Genomic DNA, 25,053 nt, shown 5'->3' on the forward strand with positions numbered 1-25,053 from the left:
TGCTGCGTACAAGAAGACGGCGTGCTGGGCCGTCAGGCGTCGATGAAATTCGTGATCGCTTTCAGCGTGATCTCGGGAGATACCTCGTTGACGTAGTGGTCGGCGCCCGGAACGACGACCACGGGCAGATCGGGCCGCAGCCGGCTTGTTTTCGCCAGCGCCGCCGCCGAAACCAATTTGCTCGCCTCGCCCCGAACGATAAGGACGGGCTTCGCCACATCCCGATAGGCGGGCACCAGGTCCGATCGCAGGCCCTTGGCCGTCTGGGCCATGGCCGCCGGCGACGCCAATGGTCGCAGCCCGCCGTCGACCCGCTGATAGCCGCTCTCGGCTCGGATCCTGATGGCGTCGGCGGGAATGTTCGGATAGCGGCCAGCAAGATAGGCTTCGACGGCCTTGATATCCTCGAAAAGCTGGCTTCCCGCGTTTACCCGGGCTTCCAGCGCATCCAACGCTTCGGTCTCGATATAGGGCGTGAAGTCGATTGCGATGACCGACCGCACCAGTTCCGGATGTCGCACGGCTGCCGTGACGGAGTTTCTCGCGCCAAGCGAATGTCCGACGAGGATGGCAGGACCCCGGTCGAGGGTGCGGATCAAGCCGGCAATGTCGTCGGCATAGTCATGCGCATCGTAACCGCCTTCCGGCTTGTCGCTGTGGCCGTGCCCTCTCTGGTCGACGGCCACGGCGGTGAAGCGATCCGAGAGCCGAGCCATCAACGGCGTGAAGACCGCGGAATTGGAGGTAATGCCATGGAAAAACAGCATCAACGGGCCGTTGCCCGCCTCGCGCACATTCAAGGTGATGCGGCCGGTGTCGATGCGTCGCGAGCCAAATTGGTCGGAAGCTATCCCTGCCGCAATGTTCATGATCCTCACCGTCACTGCCCGTCTCGGTCAAAAGGATCATACAGCCAGAACGACGTCAAGCAGATTGTCTGACATTCTTGCAATCTTCAGATTTGACAATCTGGCTATTTTCCACGGCGTGACGTATGCTGGTTAGGAGATTGCGACTCAAACCGATGAGACGTTAGAGATGCCTCCAGATTTGAATTTGCGAATTTCCCCACGAACAGTTCAACGCGAGACCGTCGACAAGTTACGGCTCGCCATCTTCTCCGGATTGTTCCAGCCGGGAAGCCGCCTCATCGAGAGTCAGCTGTGCACACAGCTTGGCATCAGCCGCCCTTCGCTAAGGGAGGCTTTGCGCAGTCTCGAGGCCGAGCGCCTGATCGAGATCGTCCCCAACCGCGGGCCGTCGATACCGTCGCTTACGTGGGAAGTGGCAACCGCCATCTACGAGGTTCGAGAGCTGCTGGAAGTCGAGGCCGCGGGACGCTGCGCGTCGAGAATTTCCCCGGAGCAGTTGCTTGAACTCGAGAAATCTCTTTCCGCGTTCGAAGCGGCGGCGTCCAGCAATGACAGCCTGGCACAGGTCATGACCGCCGCGGACTTCTATTCGATCATACTGGCCAATTGCGGCAACCCGATCCTTGAGGAGGTCCATCGTGGCCTTGTGGCCAGGATCAGCTTCTTTCGCGGACGATCGATGTCCTTGGATGGCAGGGCACAGAGCAGCCTGGCGGAGATGAAGGAGATATACGAATCCATCGCCGCCGGCGACGAGAAGGCCGCCCGCAAGGCCTCCAAAAATCACCTGTTGAAGGCCAAAGCGGCAGCGAAGATGTCCATGGACAGCGCGATTTGAGTTTTTCGAAAGACAGTTGCTCCGCCTGAAACCCGAAGCCTTTGAGGATGTCGCGGATCGACTGTCCGCGCACAGCTCGATGCGTAGGCCACCTCGTGCCGGCGCCAAACTTGCCGACCAAATACGCAAGCGTCAGATGGAGTGATGATGAGCTGGGCGAATTTTGAGCGCGAACGGGATGCCGATATCGTCATCGTCGGCGGCGGGTCGGCTGGCGCATTGCTTGCGGCGCGACTGAGTGAAAAGCCGGACAGCCGCGTTCTGCTGATCGAGGCAGGCGAAGAAGCGGTGGATCCCGACATCTGGAACCCCGCCGCATGGCCGGCACTTCAGGGCCGTGGCTACGATTGGGACTATCGCACGGAGCCGCAAGCCGGGACCGCTGGCCGGGTGCATCGCTGGGCGCGCGGGCGGGTGGTCGGCGGCTCGAGTTGCCTGCACGCGATGGGTTACATGCGTGGTCATCCCCGGGACTTCCAGGCATGGGTCGACGCGACCGGCGATAACAGATGGAGCTGGGATGAATTGCTGCCCGCGTTTCGGGCTATCGAGGATCACCCGCTCGGCGGCAACGGCCTTTACGGCAAGGGCGGGCCGATGCCCGTCCATTTGCCGGCCGACGAGGTCAGTCCGGTCGCGCGCGCGTTTATCGAAGCCGGCGCTTCGCTCGGCCTGCCGCGTCTTGAAGGGCACAACAGCGGGGAGATGATCGGCGTCACCCCGAACTTCTTGAACATTCGCGATGGGCGGCGGGTTACGGTGGCGGACGCCTGGCTCACGCCGGCTGTTCGAGGCCGCGAGAACCTGACCATCCTCACGGGATCGCGAGTGCGGCGGCTTAACCTGGCGAGCAATCGGGTCCACGGCCTCGAAATCGTGGGGCGACAGGGTCCGGTCGAAATCCTCGCGGATCAAATTGTCCTTTGCGCCGGCGCGCTGGAAAGTCCGGCTTTGCTGATGCGCTCGGGCATCGGTCCGCACGACATGCTCGATACCGCCGGCGTTGGCTGCTTGATCGATATGCCGGAAGTCGGTCGAAACCTTCAGGATCACCTGCTTGGCGCCGGCAACCTTTATGCGGCTCGCAGGCCCGTTCCTCCATCGCGCCTCCAGCACTCGGAATCGATGGCCTATATGCGCGCCGGCGGGTTCACCGGTACCGGTCAGCCCGAAATTGTCGTTGGTTGCGGCATCGCGCCGATCGTGTCCGAACGCTTTCAGGCGCCTTCCGCCGGCACCGCATATTCGCTGCTGTTCGGGATCACCCATCCGATGAGCCGCGGCAGCGTGCGCATAAGCGGGCCGGAGCTCGATGATCGGTTGATCATCGACCCCGCATATTTGCAAAGCGGCCGGGACCGTGCGCTGTTTCGCCAGGCGCTCGAGGCAGCCCGGACGATCGGACATCGGGATGAACTCGCCGGCTGGCGCGAGCGCGAACTCCTGCCAGGCAGCCTGAACAGCGCGGCTGACATGGACGACTTCATCGCGCAGTCGGTCATCACGCATCATCATCCCTGTGGCACTTGCAGGATGGGCAAGGATCCGGACGCCGTCGTCGATGCGGATCTGCGGCTGAAGGCGCTCGACAATCTTTTTGTCGTCGACGCGTCGATCATGCCCAGTCTAACCGCGGGACCTATACACGCCGCGGTTCTCGCGATCGCCGAGACCTTCGCTCGATCTCGCGCCTGAGAAATAGCATATCGCCGGCAAAGCAAGCACGACCTGGCGACACGGCACCAACGGCGTTTCAGCGATAGCTAACGGAACCGAATGGCGATCGCCGAATTTTGCTTCAGGCGGATTACGGAAGGGACCCCGTATTTGGAGCACCTGCATGAGCAACATAAGCGCCGAAGTCTCTGAGAAACAGAGCAATCTTCGGGCAAAAGGGCCATTCCAGCGGCTGCTGCGCACAATCGGGCCTGGTTTCATCACAGGCGCTTCGGACGACGATCCTTCGGGCATCGGCACCTACAGCCAGGCGGGCGCCCAGTTGGGGTTCAATGTCGGCTGGACGATGGTCTTCACCTTTCCGCTCATGGTCGCGATCCAGGAGATAGCAGCGCGAATAGGCCGGACGACAGGTCGAGGTATTTCCGGCAACCTCGCACGGCACTACCCGTCTCCGCTGATGTATTTTGTAGCCTTGCTTTTGTTCGCCGCCAACGTGATCAACATCGGGGCGGACCTGAGCGCGATGGCTGATGCATTGTGGTTGCTGGTGGGCGGCCCAAGCTCGCTTTACGTCGTTGCGTTCGGCGTGGCATGCGTTTTGGCGATCGTCTTCCTCGACTACAGCCGCTACGTCACGGTCCTGAAATGGACAACGCTGAGCCTCTTTGCCTACGTGGTGGCCGCGTTTCTGGCTGATATCCCATGGGGCGAGGCACTCAAGGGAATCGTCGTTCCGCATGTCGAATGGAGCCGGGCGTTCTTCACGACGCTTCTGGCCATACTCGGCACCACGATTTCTCCCTACCTGTTCTTCTGGCAAGCATCGCAAGAGGTCGAAGAGGAGAAGATCGACCCGAAGGCCAAGCCTTTGAAATGGGCACCCTGGCAGGCGCCGCGAGCGTTCCAGCGCATTCGCGCCGACACCCTGGTGGGTATGGCTTTTTCGAACCTGATCGCCATTGCAATCATCGTCACGACGGCCGCCACCCTGCACAAGGCCGGGGTGACCGACATCAATTCCTCCACCGACGCAGCCGAGGCCCTGGAGCCGGTCGCGGGCAAATTCGCCTTTGTGATTTTTGCGATGGGGATTATCGGCACTGGCCTTCTCGCGGTGCCGGTTCTCGCCGGCTCGGCCGCTTTCGCCGTGGGCGAGGCGCGCCGCTGGCCAGTGGGGCTGGAGCGCAAGCCGAAGCAAGCGTTGGCATTCTATGCGACCTTGGCCGCCGCCGTGGTGCTGGGAATGGGGATCATGCTGACGCCGATCGATCCCATCAAGGCGCTTTACTGGAGCGCCGTCATCAACGGCATATGCGCGGTCCCCGTAATGGTCGTCATGATGCTGATGACCGGGCGTTCCGAAATCATGGGCGAATTCCCCGTCGAGGGCTGGCTGCGCTTTCTCGGCTGGCTCGCGACGACTGCGATGGGATTGTCGGTTATCGGCCTCGCGCTGCAATGGGCCTTTTGAAATGACCCGACCGGGTCAGGCTCCGGTATGACGCTGAGCGCCCGCAGGGGACGAAGACCTTGGCATCCGCCGGCAGTCGCGTACGGCACCCTCGTCAACGTGCGCTCAGCGCGACCATGCGATCGAGGGCGGCGCCAAGGCCTTTCAGCGACACCGGAAAACTCAGCTTGGTGTCGGCCGCGGTGGTGACGTCGAGTTTCAGCTCGGTCCCCGCCTTGAGCTTCTGCATCAGCGCCCGGTCGATCGGAAACAGCGCCACGCAGCCGTTCGGCAGGCAGGTCCTGAACTTCAACGGCCCGACGGGCGGCTGGTCGTCGATCTGGGGCGTCACGCCGGGCTCGAACAGGATGCCGAAGGGCAGCAGCAAGGTTCCGATCAGCCCGCCCTTCTGCCCCACGCGCAGTTCCACGGCCAGAAGCCTCTGGCCGTTTTTCTGCGTCTGGTCCTGCGTGACCGTGCAGACCCGGGAATTGTCCTGCATGCCGCAGGCGAGCTGCCAGTCCTGATAGGTTTCCTGGAGCGACGATGCGCCATTGGGAAGCGAAGCCTGCTGCTGTTGCGCGAAAACGGCCGGCACCGAAGCGGCGAAGGCAGCCGCGCAGATGACGGCTGCCTTCGGGAAAAGCTGTCTACGAACCAATGAATGCTGCCTTCTCTTGGGTGCCGGGCAAATGCCCGAAGTAGCGGCTCGAGGACCCGTGTTTATCGTCACGTACAGACCCATTCACGGATCTTGCATTGGGTCCCCCCTGCCTCGCAGGCCTGCAGGGCGAGATCCTCCGCTTCCCGGCGGGTCTCGGCGGAGTTCACGCCCCACGGGGTGAACCGGTGCTCCACTTTGTCTGCCACGGCGAGCGCGCCGCAATGCTTGTAAGGAAATCCGGTCTTATCATCGTCCGTCCAATGACGGTGATTGCGGAACACGGTAACGACGTTGCAGGCCTTTCCACCGGCATTCTCGCAATATTTCTGCGCTATGTCCTTCGCTTCCTGCCGCTTGTCGGCGCCCCAGAAGAAGCCGTATTTGGTATCGGTCTGGGAGTAGGCGATTGCCGCCCAGATACCTTTCTCCTCCTGCGGTGGCTCGGACGGCTCCACCAGATCGGCCGAGACGACCTGCCCGCTCCACAGCAAGGCCATGCACAAGACTGTCAAACGTCGCGATTTCATGGTCCGCAATCCTTTCCAGGGCGCCTCGCCCATTCGCCTGACATTCTCACTTGGCCGCCGATGCGATGGAAATCACCACGCATGTGTTGCCCGTCGGCAGCAGAAGGGCTTCGCCCGTGTTGCCGCCAAGCTCGTACACTTCGACCTGTCCGAGATGATCCGTGATCTTGCTGCCTTGCGGAAGCGCGGACGTGACGTCGGCGCAGGGGCTGGCGAACGGCGCCACCCGCACCATGGTGCCTTCGCAACCCGTGGCGGTGGGCGAAGCAAAAACGATGCCGGCGGCCGGCCCGCTGTAGCGCTCGGTCGCATAGTCCAGGCCGACAAGCGCCTGCACGGCGTGCTTGTCGGCGGCCTGGTCGCTCCACAGCGACTTGACGCTGTATTTCGAGCCGGTCGTCAAAAGCTGTCCGAGCACTGGATAGACGGTTGAACAGGCCTGCACGCCGGATTGCTTGACGTGTTGGAGGAAGGGCGAGTCCGGCAGCGCGGGCGGCGCCGTGCCGGCCTGAGCGGCCGTCGGCGTGCCGACGAGACCGGCGATCGCGGCATAGTTCGCTGCGGCGAAGCCGATGCCCATCATGGCCAGCCCCAGCGCACACAAACCGATGACGCGCGGCCAACGCCGCGGCGGCTCGACGGTCCTCTTGCGGTCCGGCTCGACGGTCGGGTTGCTGCGCGTCGCGGAGATGAACGGGTCTTGCTGGCTCACGGTGCTGCCTCGGTTATTTGACTGGCGCAAGGGCCTCGGACAGCCCCTTGAGCGTTGCGGTGACGGTAACGGTCTGGCCATCAACGGTCGGGTAGGAAATCGCCGGCGTCGCCTTCTGCGCTATCTCCTGGCGCATCAGAGGTCCCACCGGCAGCATGCCGACACAGACCATTTCGTTGCAGCCGTTCAAATGCACGTCGATGGATTCGGCGCGCCCCTCGAACTTCAGCGATACCAGCCCATCGCTCCTGGCGTTCGGCGCGGTGCGCAGGATCATGTAGGGTTTGCCGTCCTGGGTGGCGGCGAGCGACCAGCTGAACGCCATCTTGCCCGCCCCGTCCTCGATCACCTGCGAGACGTTGCAGACCTTCTTGCGCGCCTTGAGGTTCTCGTCGCAGATCAGCGTCCAGTTCTCGAAGGGGCGGATGGTGCGCTGGTATTGTCCGAGCTTCACGTCCGGCGGCACGACCACGTCGGAGGGCTTGACCCTATAGGGCGAAGCCGTCTGCGCGGCAGCCGGCGCCAGCCCGCCGGCAAGCGCCAGGCAGGTCAGGAATGCCATGGCTAGTCCGGGAAAACCAAACGGGTTTCCCGGATTCGAGCCTGGCCTGACATGGCCGGTTCGCCTGTTCATTCCCGCCCCAGGTCCCCGCCTCAGTTCAAGGTGAAGCTCAGCCCGGCGCCGACACCGACATTTCCACCCGCCGCCGTGCCGGACACATTGCCACGGATGCGGCCGTCCTCGCTGGTGTAGCCCGCGCCGAAGGCAAAGGCGCTCGAGTCCCGCCAGAAGCCACCGCCCGCCGCCACGCTCAGCTTGCCGGGACGGTCGTCGTAGCGGAGCGAGGCTGCCGCCAGACCGATTGCCGCCGCCTGCCGTGCTTCGTCCCGGATGCCGCTGATGTCGGAATTGAGCTGGCTGAACTTCTGGTCGGTATAAGTGTTGGCTTGTTGCAACGTCGTGACAGCAACCTGGTCGGTATAGGTCTTGCTCTGAGCCAGATTCAGGTTCAGCTGGTTGACGTTGACCGCGTCGGTGCCGGCAACGCCGGGGCCGACATTGGAGATGACGACAGGCGCATTCGGATCGCCGCCCTGCAGCGTGATCTTGTTGATTTTGGTCGTCGATCCGTCCGGATTGGTGACGGTGTCGTACTGCACGGTGTTTTGGACGGTGCCGCCGATGCCGCCGATCGTTTTGGTCAGGTCTTCGATCGCTGTGTTGGTGGCGTAGAGCTGCGAGCCGTTGATCGCATCGGTGCTGTCGGAAGAAACGCGTCCGGCGGCGACATTGGTGATCGTCCTCTCCGCGCCGGCATCGCCGACGCTGACGGTGCCGTCCGGGGTCGTGCCGGCAAAGGCGTAGGTCTTGCCGTTGATGACCGTGTTGGACGTGCCGACGGCGGTCTGCGACACCGAGCCGGAGCCGAGCGCCACATCGCTGGCATTGTTGGCCTGCGCGCCCTGGCCGAGCGCCACGGCGCCCTGCCCGGTCGCCGTCGAACCATGGCCCGCGGCCAGGCTGTCGGTGCCGCTCGCCACGCTCTCCGGCCCGATCGCCACCGCGTCGGTGCCGCCGGCAAGGCTGTCGGCCAGCGTCGAATTGGCATGGAAATATTTGATGCCGCCGCCATTGTTGATGGTGGTGAGCGCATTGTTGACGGCGGTGAAGCCGTCATAGACGGTCGAGTAGTTGTTGCCCTGGATGTTGTAGGTCGGCCCGGTGATCGAGCCGTCGGGATTGACCGTGGTGCCGCCGCCGAACAGGTTGGAAACATTTTGTGAGACACCGCGCAACTGCGAGACGTTGACGCCGTCCGTATCGGCCGAACCCGCCGCGACATTGGTGAGCTTGCGCTCCGCCCCGGCGGCACCGAAGGACACTTCGCCGGCCGATGTCTGCGCGGCGCCGAGGGCAAAGGCTGTGTAGCCGGCCTGCGCGCCGACCGTGGTGATGGATGACGCGCCCAGCGCCACGCTGTTGGCGAAGGTGCTTTGGGCGCCGGCGCCCAGTGCGATGGATTGCACGCCGGCGGCGGTGGAGTCGGTGCCGAGCGCGATGCCGTCGGCCAGCATGACATGGGCGTTCTGCCCGATGGCGGTGCCGCCGGGTGCCGTCTGGTCGACGACGGCTCCATTGCCGATGCCGACGCCATTGTCGCCATTGACGACCGTGGTCGGGCCAACCGCGACCGATTCCGCTCCGACCGCCAGCGAGTCGCCGGCTGTCGAATTGGCATGGAAATATTTCGTCGAGGTGGCGGAGACCGCCGCGATCGCTCCCGCCAGCTGGCGCACAGTCACGGCGTCCTGGTCCTGCGTGCCGTCGGCCACGTTGGTGATCTGCCGGTAGGCCGTGGCGGTACCAACCGACACGGCGCCGAGCAGCGTCTTGTCGGTCGTGTTGTACTGGATGAAGTTGGACGGGCCGGCCGCGATCTGCCCGGAAGCCGGAGCGATCGCGCGGTCAGAGACCGAACCTTGACCGAGCGCCACGCTGCCGTCGATGCTGGCCGCGCTGTCGCGACCGAGCGCAAGCGCGCTGACGCCGGTCGCGGTCGCCTGGTAGCCGACTGCGGTGGAACCGACGCCTTGCGCGAAGGAATCGGTCTGCGCCAGGCCGGTCTCGTTGGTGCGGGCATAGCGGATGCCCTCGCCATTGGCGTTGGTGTAGATCGCCGAGGTGTCGCCGGCGATGTTGTTGATCGTGTTGCCGAGATTGGTGATGTTGCCGCCGATATTGGCGATGTCGGTCGTGTTCTGCGTCACCTGCTGGTTTGTGGCGAAGAGCTGCGAGCCGTTGACGGCATCGGTCGAACCGCCGTTCAACTGTCCGGCGGCGACGTTCTGGATCTGGCGCTCGGCGCCGGCCGAGCCGACCGAGAAGGCGCCCGCCGGCATGCCGCCGGCGAAGGTGTAGTTGACGCCGCCGATCGTCGTGCCGCCGACATTGGTCGTGGCGCCCGACGTCGAATTCAGGCCGATCGCGACGTCGCCGGCATTGTTGGCCACCGCGTTCGGGCCGACAGCGACGGAATCGGCTCCCAGCGCCTGCGAATCCGCCAGCGTCGAGTTGGCGTGGAAATACTTGATGCCGCCGCCGACATTGATGTTGTTGACGACGGCGCCGATGGCGTCGACCGCCTGGTTGGTGGCGGCGAGCTGCGAGCCGTTGATCGCGTCAGTCGAGAGCGCGCTGATCCGCCCCGCAGCCAGGTTGGTGATGGTGCGTTCCGCGCCCGGCGCGCCGATGCTGACCGTCGAGGCCGGGTTGGTGCCCTGGAAGGCATAGGTCGTGCCGTTGACCACCCCACTGGCGGTGCCGACCGCCACGGCGGTCACCGAGCCCGAGCCCAGCGCCACGTCGCCCGAGCTTGCCGCCGCCGAGGCGCCGTTGCCCAGCGCGACATTGCCGACGAAACCGGCGGCGCCCGCGGTGGAGCCGTTGCCCAGCGCGACGGAGCCTTGCCCGATCGCCTTGTTGTTGTTGCCGATGGCGACGGCGCCATTGGCCATATTGGCTCCGGTCGCGGTCGCCGTGCCGTCGCTGTTGGCGATGTTGTTGGCGCCGCCGGTGAAGGCGCCGGTGCCGCTGGCGAAGCTCGGATCGCCGATGGCGACCGCGCCGTCGCCAAAGGCGGTGTTGTTCGCACCGATCGAGACGGCTTGGCCGCCGGTCGCCACGGCGTTGGTACCCATGGCAACCGCGTTGGTGGAACTGGCCGCGGCATTGTTGCCGATGGCGATGGCGCTCGTAGCCGACGCCGCGGCGCCGATGCCAAGTGCGGTGCTGGCAACCCCGCTGGCGTTGGAGCTGACGCCGGCAGCGAGGGAATTGTCTCCCGTAGCCTTGGATCCTGTCCCGTACGAGGAGGCGTTTGTGCCACTCGCAACAGCCTGGCGTCCGGTGGCTGTGGAATTGTCGCCGCTGGCGTTGGTACCGGCGCCTACGGCAACCGATAAAATACCACCGGAACTTGCATTGTTGCCGAGCGCAAGGCCCGAGGTCGCGGTGCTGGCAACGATTGCGCCCGAGCCTATCGCAACAGCACCACCGGCTGCAAGCGCCTGCGCTTGGTTACCCATGGCGACCCCGAAGGCTCCCGATGCAACCGTGCTGGCGCCGACGGCGACCGAGTTAGTTGCCGATGCCGCGGCTGTGACGCCCATCGCTATGGCGGACGTGCCCGTTGCCTTGCTTTGGCGCCCGATCGCAGTGGAGTCAACCTGAGACGCCAGTACGTCCGTGCCAATGGCGATGGCGCTTTCCTGAAGGGCGCCCCCTCCCGCAACAGTTCGGTTGCCAAGATTGACGGCATTGATCGCGGTCGCGGTCGCCTGGAAGCCGATGGCGATGGCGTTCTGATTGCTTGCGACGGCGCTATTACCTTGGGCAAGCGAATCCAGCCCGGACGCTGTTGCCCCAAACCCGAGCGCGGTGGCGCGCAGCCCGGTCGCCCGGGTAACGTAGCCGATCGCCGTCGAGTTCAATCCGTCGGCACGCGCGTTCAGGCCAAAGGCGGCCGCGCCTGCGGCTGCAACCGAGTTGACGCCAATCGAGCTTGCTCCGTCCCCGTTGGCATGGGCGTTCCCGCCCAAAGCGAGGGCGTTGACGCCGGTCGCGCCCGCGAACACGCCTATGCCTATGGAATTGAGGCCATTGACACTCATCGCATAGCCGATGGCGATCGTAGCGTCGCCCGTTGCACTGTTGGAGGTGCCCAACGCCGTGCTGTTATTGCCATTCGCCGTCGCGCCGTTACCGATGGCGACGGCGTTGCCGCCTGTCGCCGACCCGCCACCGGCCTGATATTGCGCCAGGGCCGGCGTTGCAGCCATGCCGATCGCGAAGGCGCCCAGCATCGCGGCCGGCGCCCCGCCGACGCCCAGCGTTCCCAGCCCCAGGCGCTTGCGTCCCATACCCAGCGCGCGATGAGCCATGCGCAGCACCGCCATCAAACGACGACGAATTGAGCGGGAACGGGGATCGGTGCCGGCGATCCAGTTGCCGGCGAAATGCGCCGCGCGACGCTGCACAACAGGCGAGCCGCTCGAAATCTGATTGTCGGTCATGGTGCCCTCTCCGCTGGCCGGCATGGAATCGTCTGACAATTCCAGTCCACGGCAGGAAGACATGATTCCTGCTTGCCGTATTTCACGAAATTGCTGTCTTGTGAGAAAAGACCCGAGCATATAGGCGGAGGTTAACAGCTCGTTACCTTAGCAACTGCTTTAAAACCAAGTAATCAAGCAACGGTGTGGGCGACGCTTCATCTAATCTCGGCGTTAAGCTTTCCTACCCGCGCCTGCAATGGGGTCACTTGCCGGTATTTCTTCATCACGGTGGTAAAATGGCTCTGGCTTGAAAATCCGCTGGAATGGGCGATGTCGGCGATCGTCATGCGGCTGTCGGCAAGCAGCCTTTCGGCGAGGTCCAGCCGCAGGTCGAGAACATATTGATGCGGCGGCACGCCGAACGTCCTGGCAAACGCCCGCACGAAATGAGAAGGCGACAACCCGCACACCGCAGCCATCTCGGCAAGCGCCAGCTTGCGGGTGAAGTTCTCGTGCAGGAAGTCTTGCACCTTGCGTGCGGCGCGGGGAGAAAGCCCGCCTTTTGCAGTGAGCGCCGGCTGCCGCGCCGAATTGATTCGAGAAACTGACCCGGGGAAACCATCATCGCCCGGCATTCTTCGGCCTCCTGATAAGTTCCAGATAAAGTTCAACCCGAGGCCTCCCTGGCCGTTCCCGCGAAAAACAATTCGTGATTGCTCGACGCGGGCCGGCGTCGTCGTGAGGCCCGTTCATGTGAGCGATCCGTCCGGACGGCGAACGATGCGCAGGCTGCATGGGCGCAAGCACGATCCCTGCGGAGTACTCCTTGGCCAGGAATGTCTGCGAGCCGGGCCCGCGAACGGAATAAATCACGCTTCCTTGCGCTGTGGCCCTGCGCGGACCTGCACTTTCAGGAATGATGTCCAGGACGTATCGAGCTGCTCGCTTCCGATCGATGCCTCGGGAAATGCCGCTTTCCCGTGCCTCGTCCGCATTTTTCATTCGCACTGCCTCAGCCGTCCGACGACGCCTCACATCCCCTTCCCGGCCCCGAAGACAGCGTAACGCAGCCATCTTCGCTTGGGAAGAACTCCCACGTGCAAAGAAAAATCTTTGTTCGAGAAAAGAACAAAGAATGGCGGTGAATGGGAGTTGCCGAGCGTTTCATTTTCGCTCGGCGCGAGGTCTTCGCCATCCAGGAGTTCGCCAATCGGTGCTGACACGCCCGGTCGCGCGATTCTGTGTTCTCGTCAACCGCTGACGGCAGGTGCCTGGCGCAGCCTGCGCTGATTGATGGCTTGCCCGCGAGGTCGAGCATGGGAGCCGCCGTTCGGAGCCGGTGATTGGCAGTCCGCTGCTACAGATCACCGCGCCGGTTCTCGTACAGATCCCAGGCGAGTTCTACGAAAGCCAGAAGAACATCGTCCCGCTTCCAGCCGGCCGCCACCGCGGCCTGCACGATCTCATTGACGAGAGGCAGCAACTGGTCCTGGCAATCGGCCGGCGCATCGCCGTCGCCCACTGGTGGCCCCTCGAAGTTGAACGTCATCATTCGGCGCCCCCCTCGCCATCAACCGAAGTGTTACATCGCTAATTTCATTCCCTCTGATATACAATGGATGCGGTACCAAAGTACAGGAAGCCTCGATGACCAAAGCAGCGCGGGACGACGCCGGATCGCACCGGCTCTATGCTTTCCCACGCGGTGAGGCTGGGCTCTCTCGGGTGGAATTTATCGCAGGTTGATCGAGCCAACTGCTCAATCCTCAAACGAACGTTCCCACCAGCTGGAGAGCCACGCTTGGCGGCCGAGGCTCTCGCGACCAGCGGCGGCCTGCCGTGCTCGCGACGGCGAGGCCGTCAAGGCCGCGGTCCGCGCCGATATCGACGCCGCTTTCAGCGTCCTGGTTGGCCTGCTCAAATAACCGTGCGCCGCCGTTCTCGCACATGCAGAGACGTGGATACGGCCGGCTGCATTGCCTTATGCGGGCGCTCGCTGGATAGTCCCGGCAATGTTCGAGACCCTGGCGATTCACTGGCCCCAAATACTGGCGATCATCTCGGTGGTGATGGCGACCATCGGCATTGCCCATGCTGTCATGACCAAGGAGGACGTCCGCGCCGCCACCGGCTGGGTCGGCATCATGGTGCTGTCGCCGATCCTCGGCGTGCTGATCTATGCCGTGGCCGGCATCAATCGCATCCGCCGCGCCACGATCAGCGCCCAGCGCCCGCTCGCCGATGGCATGGTGTCGGCCAAGCATGAACGCGACGTCGCCCTCGAAGAGGCGTTGATCATCGAGCGCTATGGACAGCGGTTCACTGGCCTCAGGACGCTGGGCGACAGGGTGGCGCGGCGAACGCTCAACCCGGGAAATACAATCGAGGTGCTGGAAAGCGGCGACGAGGCCTACCCGGCCATGTGCGCGGCGATCGACGGGGCCGAGCGCAGCGTCCTGCTCGAGACCTATATTTTCGACAACGACGCCGTCGGCCTGCTTTTCGTCGAAGCGCTGGCCGGCGCCGTCCAGCGCGGCGTCACCGTCCGTGTGCTGATCGATGCCGTCGGCGCCCGCTACTCCGTGCCCAGCATCCTGGGGCATCTGCGCCGCGCCAACATCACGGCGGATGTCTTCAACGGCAACATCGTCATGGGCCTGCGCCTGCCCTATGCCAACCTGCGGACCCACCGCAAGATCCTGGTGGTCGACGGCACGGTTGCCTTTACCGGCGGCATGAACATCCGCAAGGGTTTTTCGGCGGAGTTCGCCGGGTCGAAAAGCGCCAGGGATACGCATTTCCAGGTCACCGGCCCCGTTGTCGCCGATCTCTTCTCCGTCGCCGCCGAGGACTGGCGCTTTGCCACCAAGGAGGCGCTGAAGGGCGATGCCTGGCGGATCACACCGGTTTCGCCACCCGCCGGCCAGCCGATGCTGGTGCGTGCGGTCGCATCCGGACCGGATGCAAGCAACGAAACCAACCACAAACTGCTGATCGGCGCCTTCTCGGTCGCGCGCAAGTCGATACGGCTGATGTCGCCCTATTTCCTGCCGGACCGGGAATTGATCAGTGCCTTGATCACCGCGGCCAGGCGCGGCGTCGAGATTGATGTCGTGGTGCCGGCGGTGAACAACCTCTTCCTTGTCGATCGCGCCATGACCGCGCAATTCGACCAGATCCTGAAGAATTATTGCCGCATATGGCGCACGGAAGGGCCCTTCGACCATTCCAAGCTGCTTTCGATCGACGGCGCGTGGGCCTATGTCGGGTCCTCCAACCTCGATGCCCGCTCGCTGCGGCTCAACTTCGAGATCGACCTTGAGGTCCTCGACGCGGGTTTTGCCACCGAGATCGAGACCCGGATCGGATCGGCGATCGAAACGGCCGTCCCAGTCACGCTGGCCTCCTTGCGGGCGCGTCCGTTCATCATCCGGCTGTTCGATCGCATGCTCTGGCTGGGATCGCCCTATCTCTAGGAGAAACTATCTCTGGGAAAAACCTGTCTTTAAGAAAACGACGTGTTTACCGGATAGGGTGTCGCCAACCATGGAACATCGGCTGAAAGACTCTATTTCTAGGTGCATGGTGAAAACAGCAAGGACGATCGGCGCGCGATGCGAGTGAACGGGCGCAGCCTGCCGGCCAATATGCTCCTGTCCATTCGCGACCGGCGGATGCGCAAGGCCAACGCCTTCTCGGCGAAGAAGGACGGCGTCACCGGGACGCTGGTCGCCTCCTACAACGTCCACAAATGCATCGGCGTCGACCGCAAGTTCGATCCCGACCGCACCAGCCGCGTCATCCGGGAGATCGCCCCCGACGTGATCGCCCTGCAGGAGGCCGACAATCGTTTCGGCGACCGTGACGGGCTTCTCGACCTGCACCGTCTAGAACTCGAAACCGGCCTCGTGCCGGTGCCCATTTCGGCAACGGGCAAAGGCCATGGCTGGCACGGCAATGTCCTGCTGTTCAAAAGGGGCGTCGTTCGCGACGTGCATCAGATCAGGCTCCCGGGTCTCGAACCGCGCGGCGCGGTGGTCGCGGAAATCGATCTCGACGGAAATCAGTCCTTGCGCATCATCGCGGCCCATCTGGGCCTGCTGCGCCGCTCCCGCTCGCAGCAGGCCCAGGTCGTGCTGGATATCATGAACAGTCCCGACGAGAAGCCGACGCTCCTGCTCGGCGACCTGAACGAATGGCGGCTCGGCAACCGCTCCGCGCTGAACACGCTGCACGCGAGCTTCGGCCCGCAGCCCCCTGCCGTTCCCACCTTCCCGTCCAATCTGCCGCTGCTGGCGCTCGACCGGATCATGGCCAACCGGCACGGCATGATCGGGACCATCGAAGCGCATGACACACCGTTGTCGCGCGTGGCCTCCGACCATCTGCCGCTGACCGCCTTCGTCCACTTGTAATATGCGGCCGATAACGGCTTGATGTCGCCAGCGTCGCAAAGCGTGTGGATTTGAGCGGAACACCCGGTTGTTCCGCGAGTTTATGTGTGTTGAACATGCAGGAGGACGGAATGAAAAAGTTGATTTTGGCTTCGGTGCTGGCGTTTGCCGCGACAGCTGCGGCGATTGCGCCCACGCAGGCTGCCAGCGTGACTATCCAGTCCGACGACGGCAACCAGTATTCCTCGGACGAAGATTCCGGAATTGTCGTGCGCCGTCATCATGAGCGCCGCTACGACAACGAGTATGATGGCGACCAGAGCGTTCAGTATGACAATGGCGGCTACCGCTGGCGTCACCACCGCCATCACCGCTGCCACATCGAGACGGTCGTGCATTGGCGCCACCACCACAGGGTGGTCGAAGACGTTCGCGTCTGCGGCTGATCAACGTCTCCTGCCAAGCAGAGACTTTTCGCCACCAGGCATTCCGGGCATAGCCGCCGACCTCCCAAGGTCGGCGGCTATGCTGCATTGCACAAATTTGCGGCCTTGCTCATAATGCGGGCATGGTCCGAACTTCCCTCGCCGTCCTGGTGATCGACGAAAACCGCATCCGCGCTTCGATAATCGAAGCCGGATTGCGCGAGGCGGGTCATCAGCAGGTCACCGTCATCCATGACGTCTCGGGCATTACGCGCCGCATTGCCGAGATCGAACCCGACGTCATCGTCATCGACCTTGGAAATCCCAACCGCGACATGCTGGAAAACATGTTCCAGCTGTCGCGGGCCGTAAAGCGCCCGATCGCCATGTTCGTCGACCGCTCGGATCAGGCCTCGATCGAGGCCGCGGTCGATGCCGGCGTTTCGGCCTATGTCGTCGACGGGTTGAGGCAGGAGCGCGTCAAGCCGATCCTCGACATGGCGGTGAGCCGCTTCAACGCTTTCTCGCGCATGGCACGTGAACTGGAAGAGGCGCGCAGCGAACTCGAGAGCCGCAAGGTGATCGACCGCGCCAAGGGCATCTTGATGAAGTCGCGCGGCCTGACCGAAGAGGCCGCCTACACGCTGCTGCGCAAGACCGCGATGAACCAGAACCGCAAGATCGGCGACATCGCCCAAAGCCTGGTGACTGCCGCCGGGCTTCTCGGACCGGCGGAGGACGAATGAGCATGGGCGCCGAGCACCAGATCACCGCCGGCTTCATGCCGCTTTTCGATAGCGCCGTGCTGGTCGCGGCCGGCGAACTGGGCTTTGCCGCGCGCGAAGGCATCGATCTCACCCTGCACCGCGAGACCTCCTGGGCCAACATCCGCGACCGCATCGCCATCGGCCATTTCGACCTCGCGCACATGCTCGGACCGATGCCGCTCGCCTGCAATCTGGGCCTCACTCCGCTGGCCTCCGAGACCATCGTGCCCTTTTCGCTGGGGCTCGGCGGCAACTGCGTCACCATCTCCAACGCCGTCTGGGCCGGCATGGCGGCGCACGGTGCCGTACCCGATCTCGATCCGGCCCGTGCCGGCGCGGCACTTGGCGCCTTCATCCGCGAGCGGGCCGACGCCGGCCGCGACCCACTGCGTTTCGCCGTCGTGCATCCGCATTCCGGGCACAATTATGAACTGCGCTACTGGCTTGCCGCCTGCGGCGTCGATCCATCGCGCGAGATCGAGATCGTCATCGTGCCGCCGCCCTTCATGGCCGACGCGCTGGCCGCCGGCCGCATCGACGGCTATTGCGTCGGCGAGCCCTGGAACAGCGCCGCGGTGGCGGCCGGCACCGGCCATATCGTCACCGTCAAGGCACGGATATGGCGCAACAGCCCGGAGAAGGTGATTGGCGTGCGCAAGGCCTGGGCCGAACAGGTCCCAGAGGCGCTGGCGGCCCTCTTGCGCGCATTGCATCACTCGGCGCGCTGGTGCCAGGATCCGGCGAACCGTGACGAATTGGCCGCGGTGATGGCGCAACGTGGCTTCCTTGGCCTGCCGCCGGCGGTCCAGATGCCGATCCTGACCGGCCATCTCCGGCTGGGCGGCGGGGCCGAGCTGGACATCGACGACTTCTTCGTGCCGTTCGACAAGGCCGCCAACTTTCCCTGGAAAAGCCATTCGCTGTGGTTCTACACGCAGATGGTCCGCTGGGGCCACGTCGCGCACACGCCCGACAATCTCGCCATCGCCCGCGACTGCTACCGCCCAGATCTCTACCGCTCGGCACTGAAGCCACTCGGGGTGGCGCTGCCCGGCGCCAATGCCAAGGTCGAAGGCGCACTCAAGGCCGCGACCGCGGTAGGCGCGACGGGAGCCGGCCTCATGCTCGGACCGGACGGTTTCTTCGATGGCCAGATCTTCGATCCAGACGAGATCGACGCCTATATCGAGAGGCAAAAATCAGCCATCGGGGAAATCCGATCATTTTAGCGCCATGCTTGTGCATTGCACAAAAATTATGCGCTCGAAAGGTGAGCTGACCAATGTTTGACCTCAGTCGCGACGGATCGGGTCCCCGCATAATGCTCCCATCATCCTGAATCCATTTGTATTTTTCGGCCAGAGGTAAACTGGCACGGTTCCTGCTTTGAAATAAACGAGCCCTTCACGGGCAATGGAACAGGCGTCCAATGGCGGGCGCCACAGGCAAAGCTGCCGCTCAGGTCACTGCGCAATCCCCAGGGATGCGCGAAGCCTGGCCGGCGGCTTTTTTGTTTTTGGCCGAACACGCAATCGACGGCGCTTCAACCGCGCCCAACCGGAGACGACGATGACGAAACGGATCGGAACTGGCACGTCCCTCAAGGATTTCACCCGCCGCGATTTTCTGGCCAGCAGCGCGCTGACGGCGGGACTGTTCCTCGCCGCAAAGACATTGTTTCCCGCCGGCGCTCATGCCGAAGGCAAAGGTCCCGAAGTAACCGGCGCCAAGCTCGGCTTCATTGCGCTGACCGATGCCGCGCCCCTGATCATCGCCAAGGAGAAGGGCCTGTTCGCGAAATTCGGCATGCCTGATGTCGAGGTGCTCAAGCAGGCCTCCTGGGGCGCGACGCGGGACAATCTGATGCTCGGCGGCGAAGCCAATGGCATCGACGGCGCCCACATCCTGACGCCGATGCCTTACCTCATGCACACCGGCAAGGTGACGCAGAACAACCAGCCGCTGCCGATGGCGATCGTCGCTCGCCTCAACTACGACTGCCAGGGCATTTCGGTCGCACAGGAATATGCCGCGACCGGCGTCGGCCTCGATGCCGCCAAGCTGAAGGACGCCTTCGCCGCCAAGAAGGCCGAGGGCAAGGAGGTCAAGGCCGCCATGACCTTCCCGGGCGGCACCCATGATCTGTGGCTGCGCTACTGGCTGGCGGCCGGCGGCATCAACCCGGACAAGGACGTCTCGACCATCGTCGTGCCACCGCCGCAGATGGTGGCCAACATGAAGGTCGGCAATATGGACGTGTTCTGCGTCGGCGAGCCGTGGAACGAACAGCTTGTCCATCAGGGCGTCGGCTTCACCGCCGCCACGACCGGCGAACTCTGGAAGGGCCATCCGGAAAAGGCGCTCGGCCTGCGCGCCGCCTTCATAGAAAAATATCCCAACGCCACCAAGGCGATCGTCATGGCGGTGATGGCGGCACAGCAATGGTGCGACGCCAAGGAAAACAAGGACGAGATGGCCGCCATCATCGGCAAGCGGCAATGGATGAATGTGCCCGTCGCCGACATTATCGGCCGCCTCAAGGGCGACATCAACTACGGCAATGGCCGGGTCGCCAGCGCCACCGACCTCTACATGAAATTCTGGAAGGGCGGCGTCTCCTACCCGTTCAAGAGCCACGATAGCTGGTTCCTCGCCGAAAACATCCGCTGGGGCAAGTTCGCGCCGACCACCGACATCAAGGCGCTGGTCGACCAGGTCAACCGCGAGGATATCTGGCGCGAGGCGGCCAAGGAACTCGGTGTCGCCGCGAGCGACATCCCGGCCTCGTCCTCGCGCGGCGTCGAGACCTTCTTCGACGGCAAGACTTTCGATCCGGCCAACCCCTCGGCCTATCTCGACAGCCTGACCATCAAGGCATCGGCTTAGTCAGGCCGTTTGTACCCAACGCAAACGGCGCCAGCGCCGTTTGGCGCTCAGTACCGCACCAGCACACCACGGAGTATCCCCAGGACATGTCCATCCAAGCCGTCGAGGACACCAAGGTGAAAGCATTCCCGGCCAAGTCAGCCGAGGTGGTCGCCTTCACCGCCAAAGCGCGGCGCCGTGTCGATCCGGTGGCGGTTGCCACCAGGGTGGCCAGCGTTCTCGTCCCGCCCGCCATCGTCATCGCCCTTCTGCTTGTCGTCTGGCAGGTCGCCTGCTCGTCACCGACGGCAAGCCTGCCGCCGCCGAGCCAGGTGTGGAACGAGGCCTATGACCTGATCGCGCATCCGTTCTTCGACAACGGCCCGCAGGATATCGGTCTTGCCTGGCGGGTGCTGATCTCGCTGCAGCGCGTCGCCATCGGCTTCGGCATGGCGGCGGTCGTCGGTGTGGCGCTCGGCGCGCTGGTAGGCCAGTCGATCTGGGCGATGCGCGGCCTCGATCCAGTGTTCCAGATCCTGCGCACCGTGCCGCCGCTCGCCTGGCTGCCGCTGTCGCTCGCCGCCTTCCGCGACTCCAACCCGTCGGCTCTGTTCGTGATTTTCATCACTTCGATCTGGCCGGTCATCATCAACACCGCCGTCGGCGTGCGCAACATCCCGCAGGACTATCGCAATGTCGCCCGCATCCTGCGGCTGAACCAGCTCGAATTCTTCATCAAGATCATGGTGCCGGCCGCTGCGCCTTACATCTTCACCGGCCTGCGCATCGGCATCGGCCTGTCCTGGCTCGCCATCGTCGCGGCCGAAATGCTGACCGGCGGCGTCGGCATCGGCTTCTTCATCTGGGACGCGTGGAATTCGTCACGGCTGCCCGACATCATCGTCGCGCTCGCCTATATCGGAGTCACCGGCTTCTGCCTCGACCGCCTGGTCGCGGCGGTCGGCGCCTTTGTCACCCGCGGCACGACGGCAAAGTGAGGAGAGCGCCATGACCGCCTATCTCAAGCTCGACCATATCGACAAATCCTTCGCTCGTGGCAGCCAGGTCAGCGATGTGCTGAGGGACATCCGGCTGACCATCGACAAGGGCGAATTCGTCTCCATCATCGGTCATTCCGGTTGCGGCAAGTCGACCTTGCTCAACCTGATCGCCGGCTTGACCAAGGTTTCCGCCGGCGCGGTGTTGCTGGAGGACAAGGAGGTCGACAGCCCCGGCCCCGAGCGCGCCGTTGTGTTCCAGAACCACTCGCTGCTGCCGTGGCTGACCGTCTACGAGAACATCAATCTGGCGGTGTCGAAAGTCTTCGGCCGCTCGAAGAGCAAGGCCGAGCGGCATGACTGGATCATGCGCAATCTCGACCTCGTGCAGATGGCGCATGCGAGCGACAAGCGGCCGGCCGAAATCTCCGGCGGCATGAAGCAGCGCGTCGGCATTGCCAGGGCGCTTGCCATGGAACCCAAGATCCTGCTGCTCGACGAGCCGTTTGGTGCGCTCGACGCCTTGACCCGCGCCCATCTGCAGGACGCGGTGATGGACATCCATTCCAGGCTGGGCTCGACGACGATCATGATCACCCATGACGTCGACGAGGCGGTGCTGCTGTCCGACCGCATCGTCATGATGACCAACGGCCCGGCGGCGACCATCGGCGAGGTGCTGCCCGTGCCTCTGGCGCGGCCGCGCCGACGCATCGAACTTGCCTCCGACCGGACATTCCTGCGTTGCCGCGAGGCGGTGCTGAAGTTTCTCTACGAACGCCACCGCTTCGTCGAAGCCGCGGAGTAAAGCCATGACCGAAAAACTCGTCATCATCGGCAATGGCATGGCGCCCGGGCGCATGCTGGAGCATCTGCTGGAACAGGCGCCAGGCCGCTACGCCGTCACCATCTTCAACGCCGAGCCCAGGGTCAATTACGACCGCATCATGCTGTCGCCGGTGCTCTCCGGCGAGAAGGCCTATGAGGAAATCATCATCCATGGCGACGGCTGGTACATCGCCAATGACATCACCCTCTACAAGGGCCACAAGATCATGGCCATCGACCGGCAAGCGAAGACCGTCACCTCCGACCACGGCGTCACCGAGCCTTACGACAAGCTTTTCATCGCCACCGGCTCGGTGCCGTTCATCATCCCGGTGCCCGGCCACAATCTGCCGGGCGTGCTGACCTATCGCGATCTCGACGACGTTCAGGCGATGATGCTCGCCGCCCAGTCGCGCGCCAAGGCCGTCGTCATCGGCGGCGGCCTGCTCGGATTGGAGGCGGCGGCCGGCCTCAACGCGCAAGGCATGGATGTCACCGTGCTGCACGTCATGCCGACGCTGATGGAGCGCCAGCTCGATCCGGCCGCCGGCTACCTCCTGCAGCGCGCGGTGGAGCAGCGCGGCATCAAGGTCGTCACCAAGGCCAACACGCAGGCAATCACCGGCAATGGCAAGGTCGAGCGGGTGGAACTCGCCGACGGCACAACCATCCCGGCGACGCTGGTGGTCATGGCGGTAGGCATCCGGCCGAACGCGGCACTGGCCAAGGATGCAGGCATTGCCGTCAACAGAGGCATCGTCGTCGATGCCGGGATGCGCAGCAACGACCCGGATATCTACGCACTCGGCGAATGCGCCGAGGTGGGCGGCATGGTCTACGGGCTGGTGGCGCCGCTCTACGAGATGGCGCGTGTCGCCGCTCATCAGCTTGCCGGCGACGAGACCGCCGCCTTCGTCCACATGGACACGCCGACCAAGCTCAAGGTCACCGGCATCGACCTCTTCTCGCTCGGCGACTTCGCCGATGGCGATGACCGCCAGGAGATCGTGCTGCGCGACGCCTCGGCCGGCGTCTACAAGCGGCTGGTGCTCAGGGATGACCGCATCATCGGCACCGTGCTCTATGGCGAGACATCGGACGGCGCCTGGTTCAACGACCTGAAGAAGAAACAGACCGACATATCGCAGATGCGCGATACGTTGATCTTCGGCCAGTCCTACCAGGGGGGTGCCCCGCTGGACCCTATGGCGGCCGTTGCAGCCTTGCCGGATGATGCGGAAATCTGCGGCTGCAACGGCGTCTGCAAGGGCAAGATCACGGGCGCGATCACGGGCAAGGGCCTGACTTCGCTCGACGACGTGCGCGCCCACACCAAGGCGTCGGCGTCTTGCGGCTCCTGCACCGGGCTGGTCGAAAAGCTGATGGTGCTGACCCTCGGTGACACCTACAACCCGGCCGCCGTGCAGCCCGTGTGCTCCTGCACCGTTTTCGGCCATGACGACGTGCGCAGGCTGATCAAGGCCAAGGGACTGAAGACCATTCCGGCGGTCATGCAGGAGCTGGAGTGGAAGACCTCCTGCGGCTGCGCCAAATGCCGGCCGGCCCTTAACTACTATCTCGTCTGCGACTGGCCGGACGAGTATGCCGACGACTACCAGTCGCGCTTCATCAACGAGCGCGTCCACGCCAACATCCAGAAGGACGGCACCTATTCGGTGGTGCCGCGCATGTGGGGCGGCGTCACCAATGCGGCCGAACTGCGCGCCATCGCCGACGTCGTCGACAAATTCGAAATTCCGATGGTCAAGGTCACCGGCGGCCAGCGCATCGACATGCTGGGCATCCGCAAGGAGGACCTGCCGGCGGTGTGGGCCGATCTCGGCCAGGCCGGCTTCGTCTCGGGCCATGCCTATGCCAAGGGCCTGCGCACGGTGAAGACCTGCGTCGGCTCGGACTGGTGCCGCTTCGGCACGCAGGATTCGACAGGCCTCGGCATCCGCATCGAGAAGTTCATGTGGGGCTCGTGGACGCCGGCCAAGGTCAAGATGGCGGTGTCGGGCTGCCCGAGGAATTGCGCCGAGGCGACCTGCAAGGATGTCGGCGTCATCTGCGTCGATAGCGGTTACGAGATCCATTTCGCCGGCGCCGCCGGGCTCGACATCAAGGGCACGGAAGTGCTCGGCTTGGTCAGGACCGAGGACGAGGCGTTGGAGCATATCGTGGCGCTGACGCAGATGTATCGCGAGCAGGGCCGCTATCTCGAACGCATCTACAAATGGGCCAAGCGCATCGGCACCGCCGAAATCAAGCGCCAGATCATGGACGATGGCGAGAAGCGCAAGGCCTATTACGACCGCTTCATCTTTTCGCAGAAGTTCGCCCAGGTCGACCCATGGTCCGAGCGCGTGTCCGGCAAGGACAAGCATGAATTCCGGCCGATGGCGTCGGTCGGGTTTGCGCAGGCGGCGGAGTGATGGAGATGTCAGCGCGAGGCACCCCCCTCTGGCCTGCCGGCCATCTCCCCCGCAAGGGGGGAGATCGGATGTCATATCTGCTTTCGCCAATCTCCAGCGCTGAAGAAAATGCGCCTGCGCTCAAGCTGCCAATCTCCCCCCTTGCGGGGGAGATGTCCGGCAGGACAGAGGGGGGTGCCTTGGCACATTCATATCAAGCAAAGGCACACCTATGACCTGGACATCGATCGGCACCCTCTCCGACATTCCCCGCCGTGGCGCGCGCTGTGTCGCCACCCCGCAAGGCAAGATCGCTGTCTTTCGCACCGCCGACGACCAGGTCTTCGCCATCGAGGACCATTGCCCCCACAGAGGCGGGCCGCTGAGCCAGGGCATCGTGCATGGCGCGGCGGTGACCTGCCCCTTGCACAATTGGGTGATCTCGCTGGAGACGGGTAAGGCGCTGGGCGCCGACGAAGGCGCGGTGCGCACCATTGCGGTCAAGGTCGAGGGCGAGCACCTGTTCGTCGCGCTGGAAGCGCTGGCCAGCCGCGCGGCCTGAGC

At 64.0% G+C, this 25,053-nt stretch carries 21 protein-coding genes; 13 read left to right on the plus strand and 8 right to left on the minus strand.

Annotated features, from left to right (window positions below):
- Window positions 1-32 precede the first annotated feature (32 nt).
- Entirely contained in the window at window positions 33-869 is an 837-nt protein-coding gene (locus LB524_RS22205; protein ID WP_224530130.1) for an alpha/beta fold hydrolase, read from the minus strand.
- A 169-nt stretch (window positions 870-1,038) separates the two neighbouring features.
- Here LB524_RS22205 and LB524_RS22210 point away from each other — a divergent pair, with 169 nt between their 5' ends.
- The 3 genes from LB524_RS22210 (at window position 1,039) to LB524_RS22220 (ending at window position 4,861) form a co-directional block, all read left to right on the plus strand.
- Window positions 1,039-1,710: a GntR family transcriptional regulator gene (locus LB524_RS22210; RefSeq protein WP_140617621.1), complete on the plus strand. Its 672-nt coding sequence runs from the start codon at window positions 1,039-1,041 to the stop codon at window positions 1,708-1,710.
- Window positions 1,711-1,857: 147 nt separating this feature from the next.
- The gene (locus LB524_RS22215) at window positions 1,858-3,405 is read left to right on the plus strand and encodes a GMC family oxidoreductase (protein WP_224530133.1); all 1,548 of its coding nucleotides are present in this window, start codon (window positions 1,858-1,860) and stop codon (window positions 3,403-3,405) included.
- A 145-nt stretch (window positions 3,406-3,550) separates the two neighbouring features.
- A complete protein-coding gene (locus LB524_RS22220; protein ID WP_224530136.1) occupies window positions 3,551-4,861 on the plus strand; it encodes an NRAMP family divalent metal transporter in 1,311 nt (436 codons plus the stop codon).
- Window positions 4,862-4,955: 94 nt separating this feature from the next.
- Here LB524_RS22220 and LB524_RS22225 read toward each other — a convergent pair whose 3' ends face one another.
- The 7 genes from LB524_RS22225 to LB524_RS22255 all read right to left on the minus strand — a co-directional run bounded on the left by LB524_RS22225 (window position 4,956) and on the right by LB524_RS22255 (window position 13,350).
- On the minus strand, window positions 4,956-5,501 hold the full coding sequence (locus tag LB524_RS22225) for an invasion associated locus B family protein (RefSeq protein WP_140713525.1): 546 nt from the start codon (window positions 5,499-5,501) through the stop codon (window positions 4,956-4,958).
- Between the two features lie 68 nt (window positions 5,502-5,569).
- The gene (locus LB524_RS22230) at window positions 5,570-6,031 is read right to left on the minus strand and encodes a DUF4189 domain-containing protein (RefSeq protein WP_015315968.1); all 462 of its coding nucleotides are present in this window, start codon (window positions 6,029-6,031) and stop codon (window positions 5,570-5,572) included.
- 46 nt (window positions 6,032-6,077) lie between these two features.
- Window positions 6,078-6,743, minus strand: a complete 666-nt coding sequence (locus tag LB524_RS22235; RefSeq protein ID WP_224530139.1) for a hypothetical protein — start codon at window positions 6,741-6,743, stop codon at window positions 6,078-6,080.
- A 13-nt stretch (window positions 6,744-6,756) separates the two neighbouring features.
- Window positions 6,757-7,305 (minus strand): invasion associated locus B family protein, encoded by a 549-nt coding sequence (locus tag LB524_RS22240; protein ID WP_140617616.1) that lies wholly within the window; start codon window positions 7,303-7,305, stop codon window positions 6,757-6,759.
- 92 nt (window positions 7,306-7,397) lie between these two features.
- Window positions 7,398-11,816, minus strand: coding sequence for a YadA-like family protein (locus LB524_RS22245; protein WP_224530142.1), 4,419 nt, complete (start codon window positions 11,814-11,816; stop codon window positions 7,398-7,400).
- 197 nt (window positions 11,817-12,013) lie between these two features.
- On the minus strand, window positions 12,014-12,433 hold the full coding sequence (locus tag LB524_RS22250) for an AraC family transcriptional regulator (protein ID WP_224530146.1): 420 nt from the start codon (window positions 12,431-12,433) through the stop codon (window positions 12,014-12,016).
- 722 nt (window positions 12,434-13,155) lie between these two features.
- A complete protein-coding gene (locus LB524_RS22255; protein WP_015315963.1) occupies window positions 13,156-13,350 on the minus strand; it encodes a hypothetical protein in 195 nt (64 codons plus the stop codon).
- A gap of 460 nt (window positions 13,351-13,810) precedes the next feature.
- Between LB524_RS22255 and LB524_RS22260 the strand changes: the two genes are divergently transcribed.
- The 10 genes from LB524_RS22260 (at window position 13,811) to nirD (ending at window position 25,051) form a co-directional block, all read left to right on the plus strand.
- On the plus strand, window positions 13,811-15,274 hold the full coding sequence (locus tag LB524_RS22260) for a phospholipase D-like domain-containing protein (protein ID WP_224530149.1): 1,464 nt from the start codon (window positions 13,811-13,813) through the stop codon (window positions 15,272-15,274).
- Between the two features lie 138 nt (window positions 15,275-15,412).
- Window positions 15,413-16,213: an endonuclease/exonuclease/phosphatase family protein gene (locus tag LB524_RS22265; protein ID WP_224530152.1), complete on the plus strand. Its 801-nt coding sequence runs from the start codon at window positions 15,413-15,415 to the stop codon at window positions 16,211-16,213.
- 110 nt (window positions 16,214-16,323) lie between these two features.
- On the plus strand, window positions 16,324-16,638 hold the full coding sequence (locus tag LB524_RS22270; RefSeq protein ID WP_140875305.1) for a hypothetical protein: 315 nt from the start codon (window positions 16,324-16,326) through the stop codon (window positions 16,636-16,638).
- A 122-nt stretch (window positions 16,639-16,760) separates the two neighbouring features.
- Window positions 16,761-17,363 (plus strand): ANTAR domain-containing response regulator, encoded by a 603-nt coding sequence (locus LB524_RS22275; protein WP_140875303.1) that lies wholly within the window; start codon window positions 16,761-16,763, stop codon window positions 17,361-17,363.
- A 2-nt stretch (window positions 17,364-17,365) separates the two neighbouring features.
- Window positions 17,366-18,613: a CmpA/NrtA family ABC transporter substrate-binding protein gene (locus LB524_RS22280; protein ID WP_224530349.1), complete on the plus strand. Its 1,248-nt coding sequence runs from the start codon at window positions 17,366-17,368 to the stop codon at window positions 18,611-18,613.
- Window positions 18,614-18,953: 340 nt separating this feature from the next.
- On the plus strand, window positions 18,954-20,270 hold the full coding sequence (locus LB524_RS22285) for a CmpA/NrtA family ABC transporter substrate-binding protein (RefSeq protein ID WP_224530156.1): 1,317 nt from the start codon (window positions 18,954-18,956) through the stop codon (window positions 20,268-20,270).
- An 86-nt stretch (window positions 20,271-20,356) separates the two neighbouring features.
- A complete protein-coding gene (gene ntrB / locus LB524_RS22290) occupies window positions 20,357-21,247 on the plus strand; it encodes a nitrate ABC transporter permease (protein ID WP_140619509.1) in 891 nt (296 codons plus the stop codon).
- A 10-nt stretch (window positions 21,248-21,257) separates the two neighbouring features.
- Entirely contained in the window at window positions 21,258-22,055 is a 798-nt protein-coding gene (locus LB524_RS22295; RefSeq protein ID WP_224530158.1) for an ABC transporter ATP-binding protein, read from the plus strand.
- Window positions 22,056-22,059: 4 nt separating this feature from the next.
- The gene (nirB, locus tag LB524_RS22300; protein ID WP_224530160.1) at window positions 22,060-24,510 is read left to right on the plus strand and encodes a nitrite reductase large subunit NirB; all 2,451 of its coding nucleotides are present in this window, start codon (window positions 22,060-22,062) and stop codon (window positions 24,508-24,510) included.
- 211 nt (window positions 24,511-24,721) lie between these two features.
- On the plus strand, window positions 24,722-25,051 hold the full coding sequence (nirD, locus tag LB524_RS22305) for a nitrite reductase small subunit NirD (protein ID WP_140619503.1): 330 nt from the start codon (window positions 24,722-24,724) through the stop codon (window positions 25,049-25,051).
- Window positions 25,052-25,053 lie beyond the last annotated feature (2 nt).

This window comes from Mesorhizobium sp. ESP6-5 (assembly GCF_020164695.1).
In the GTDB taxonomy this organism is placed as follows: Bacteria; Pseudomonadota; Alphaproteobacteria; order Rhizobiales; family Rhizobiaceae; genus Mesorhizobium; species Mesorhizobium australicum.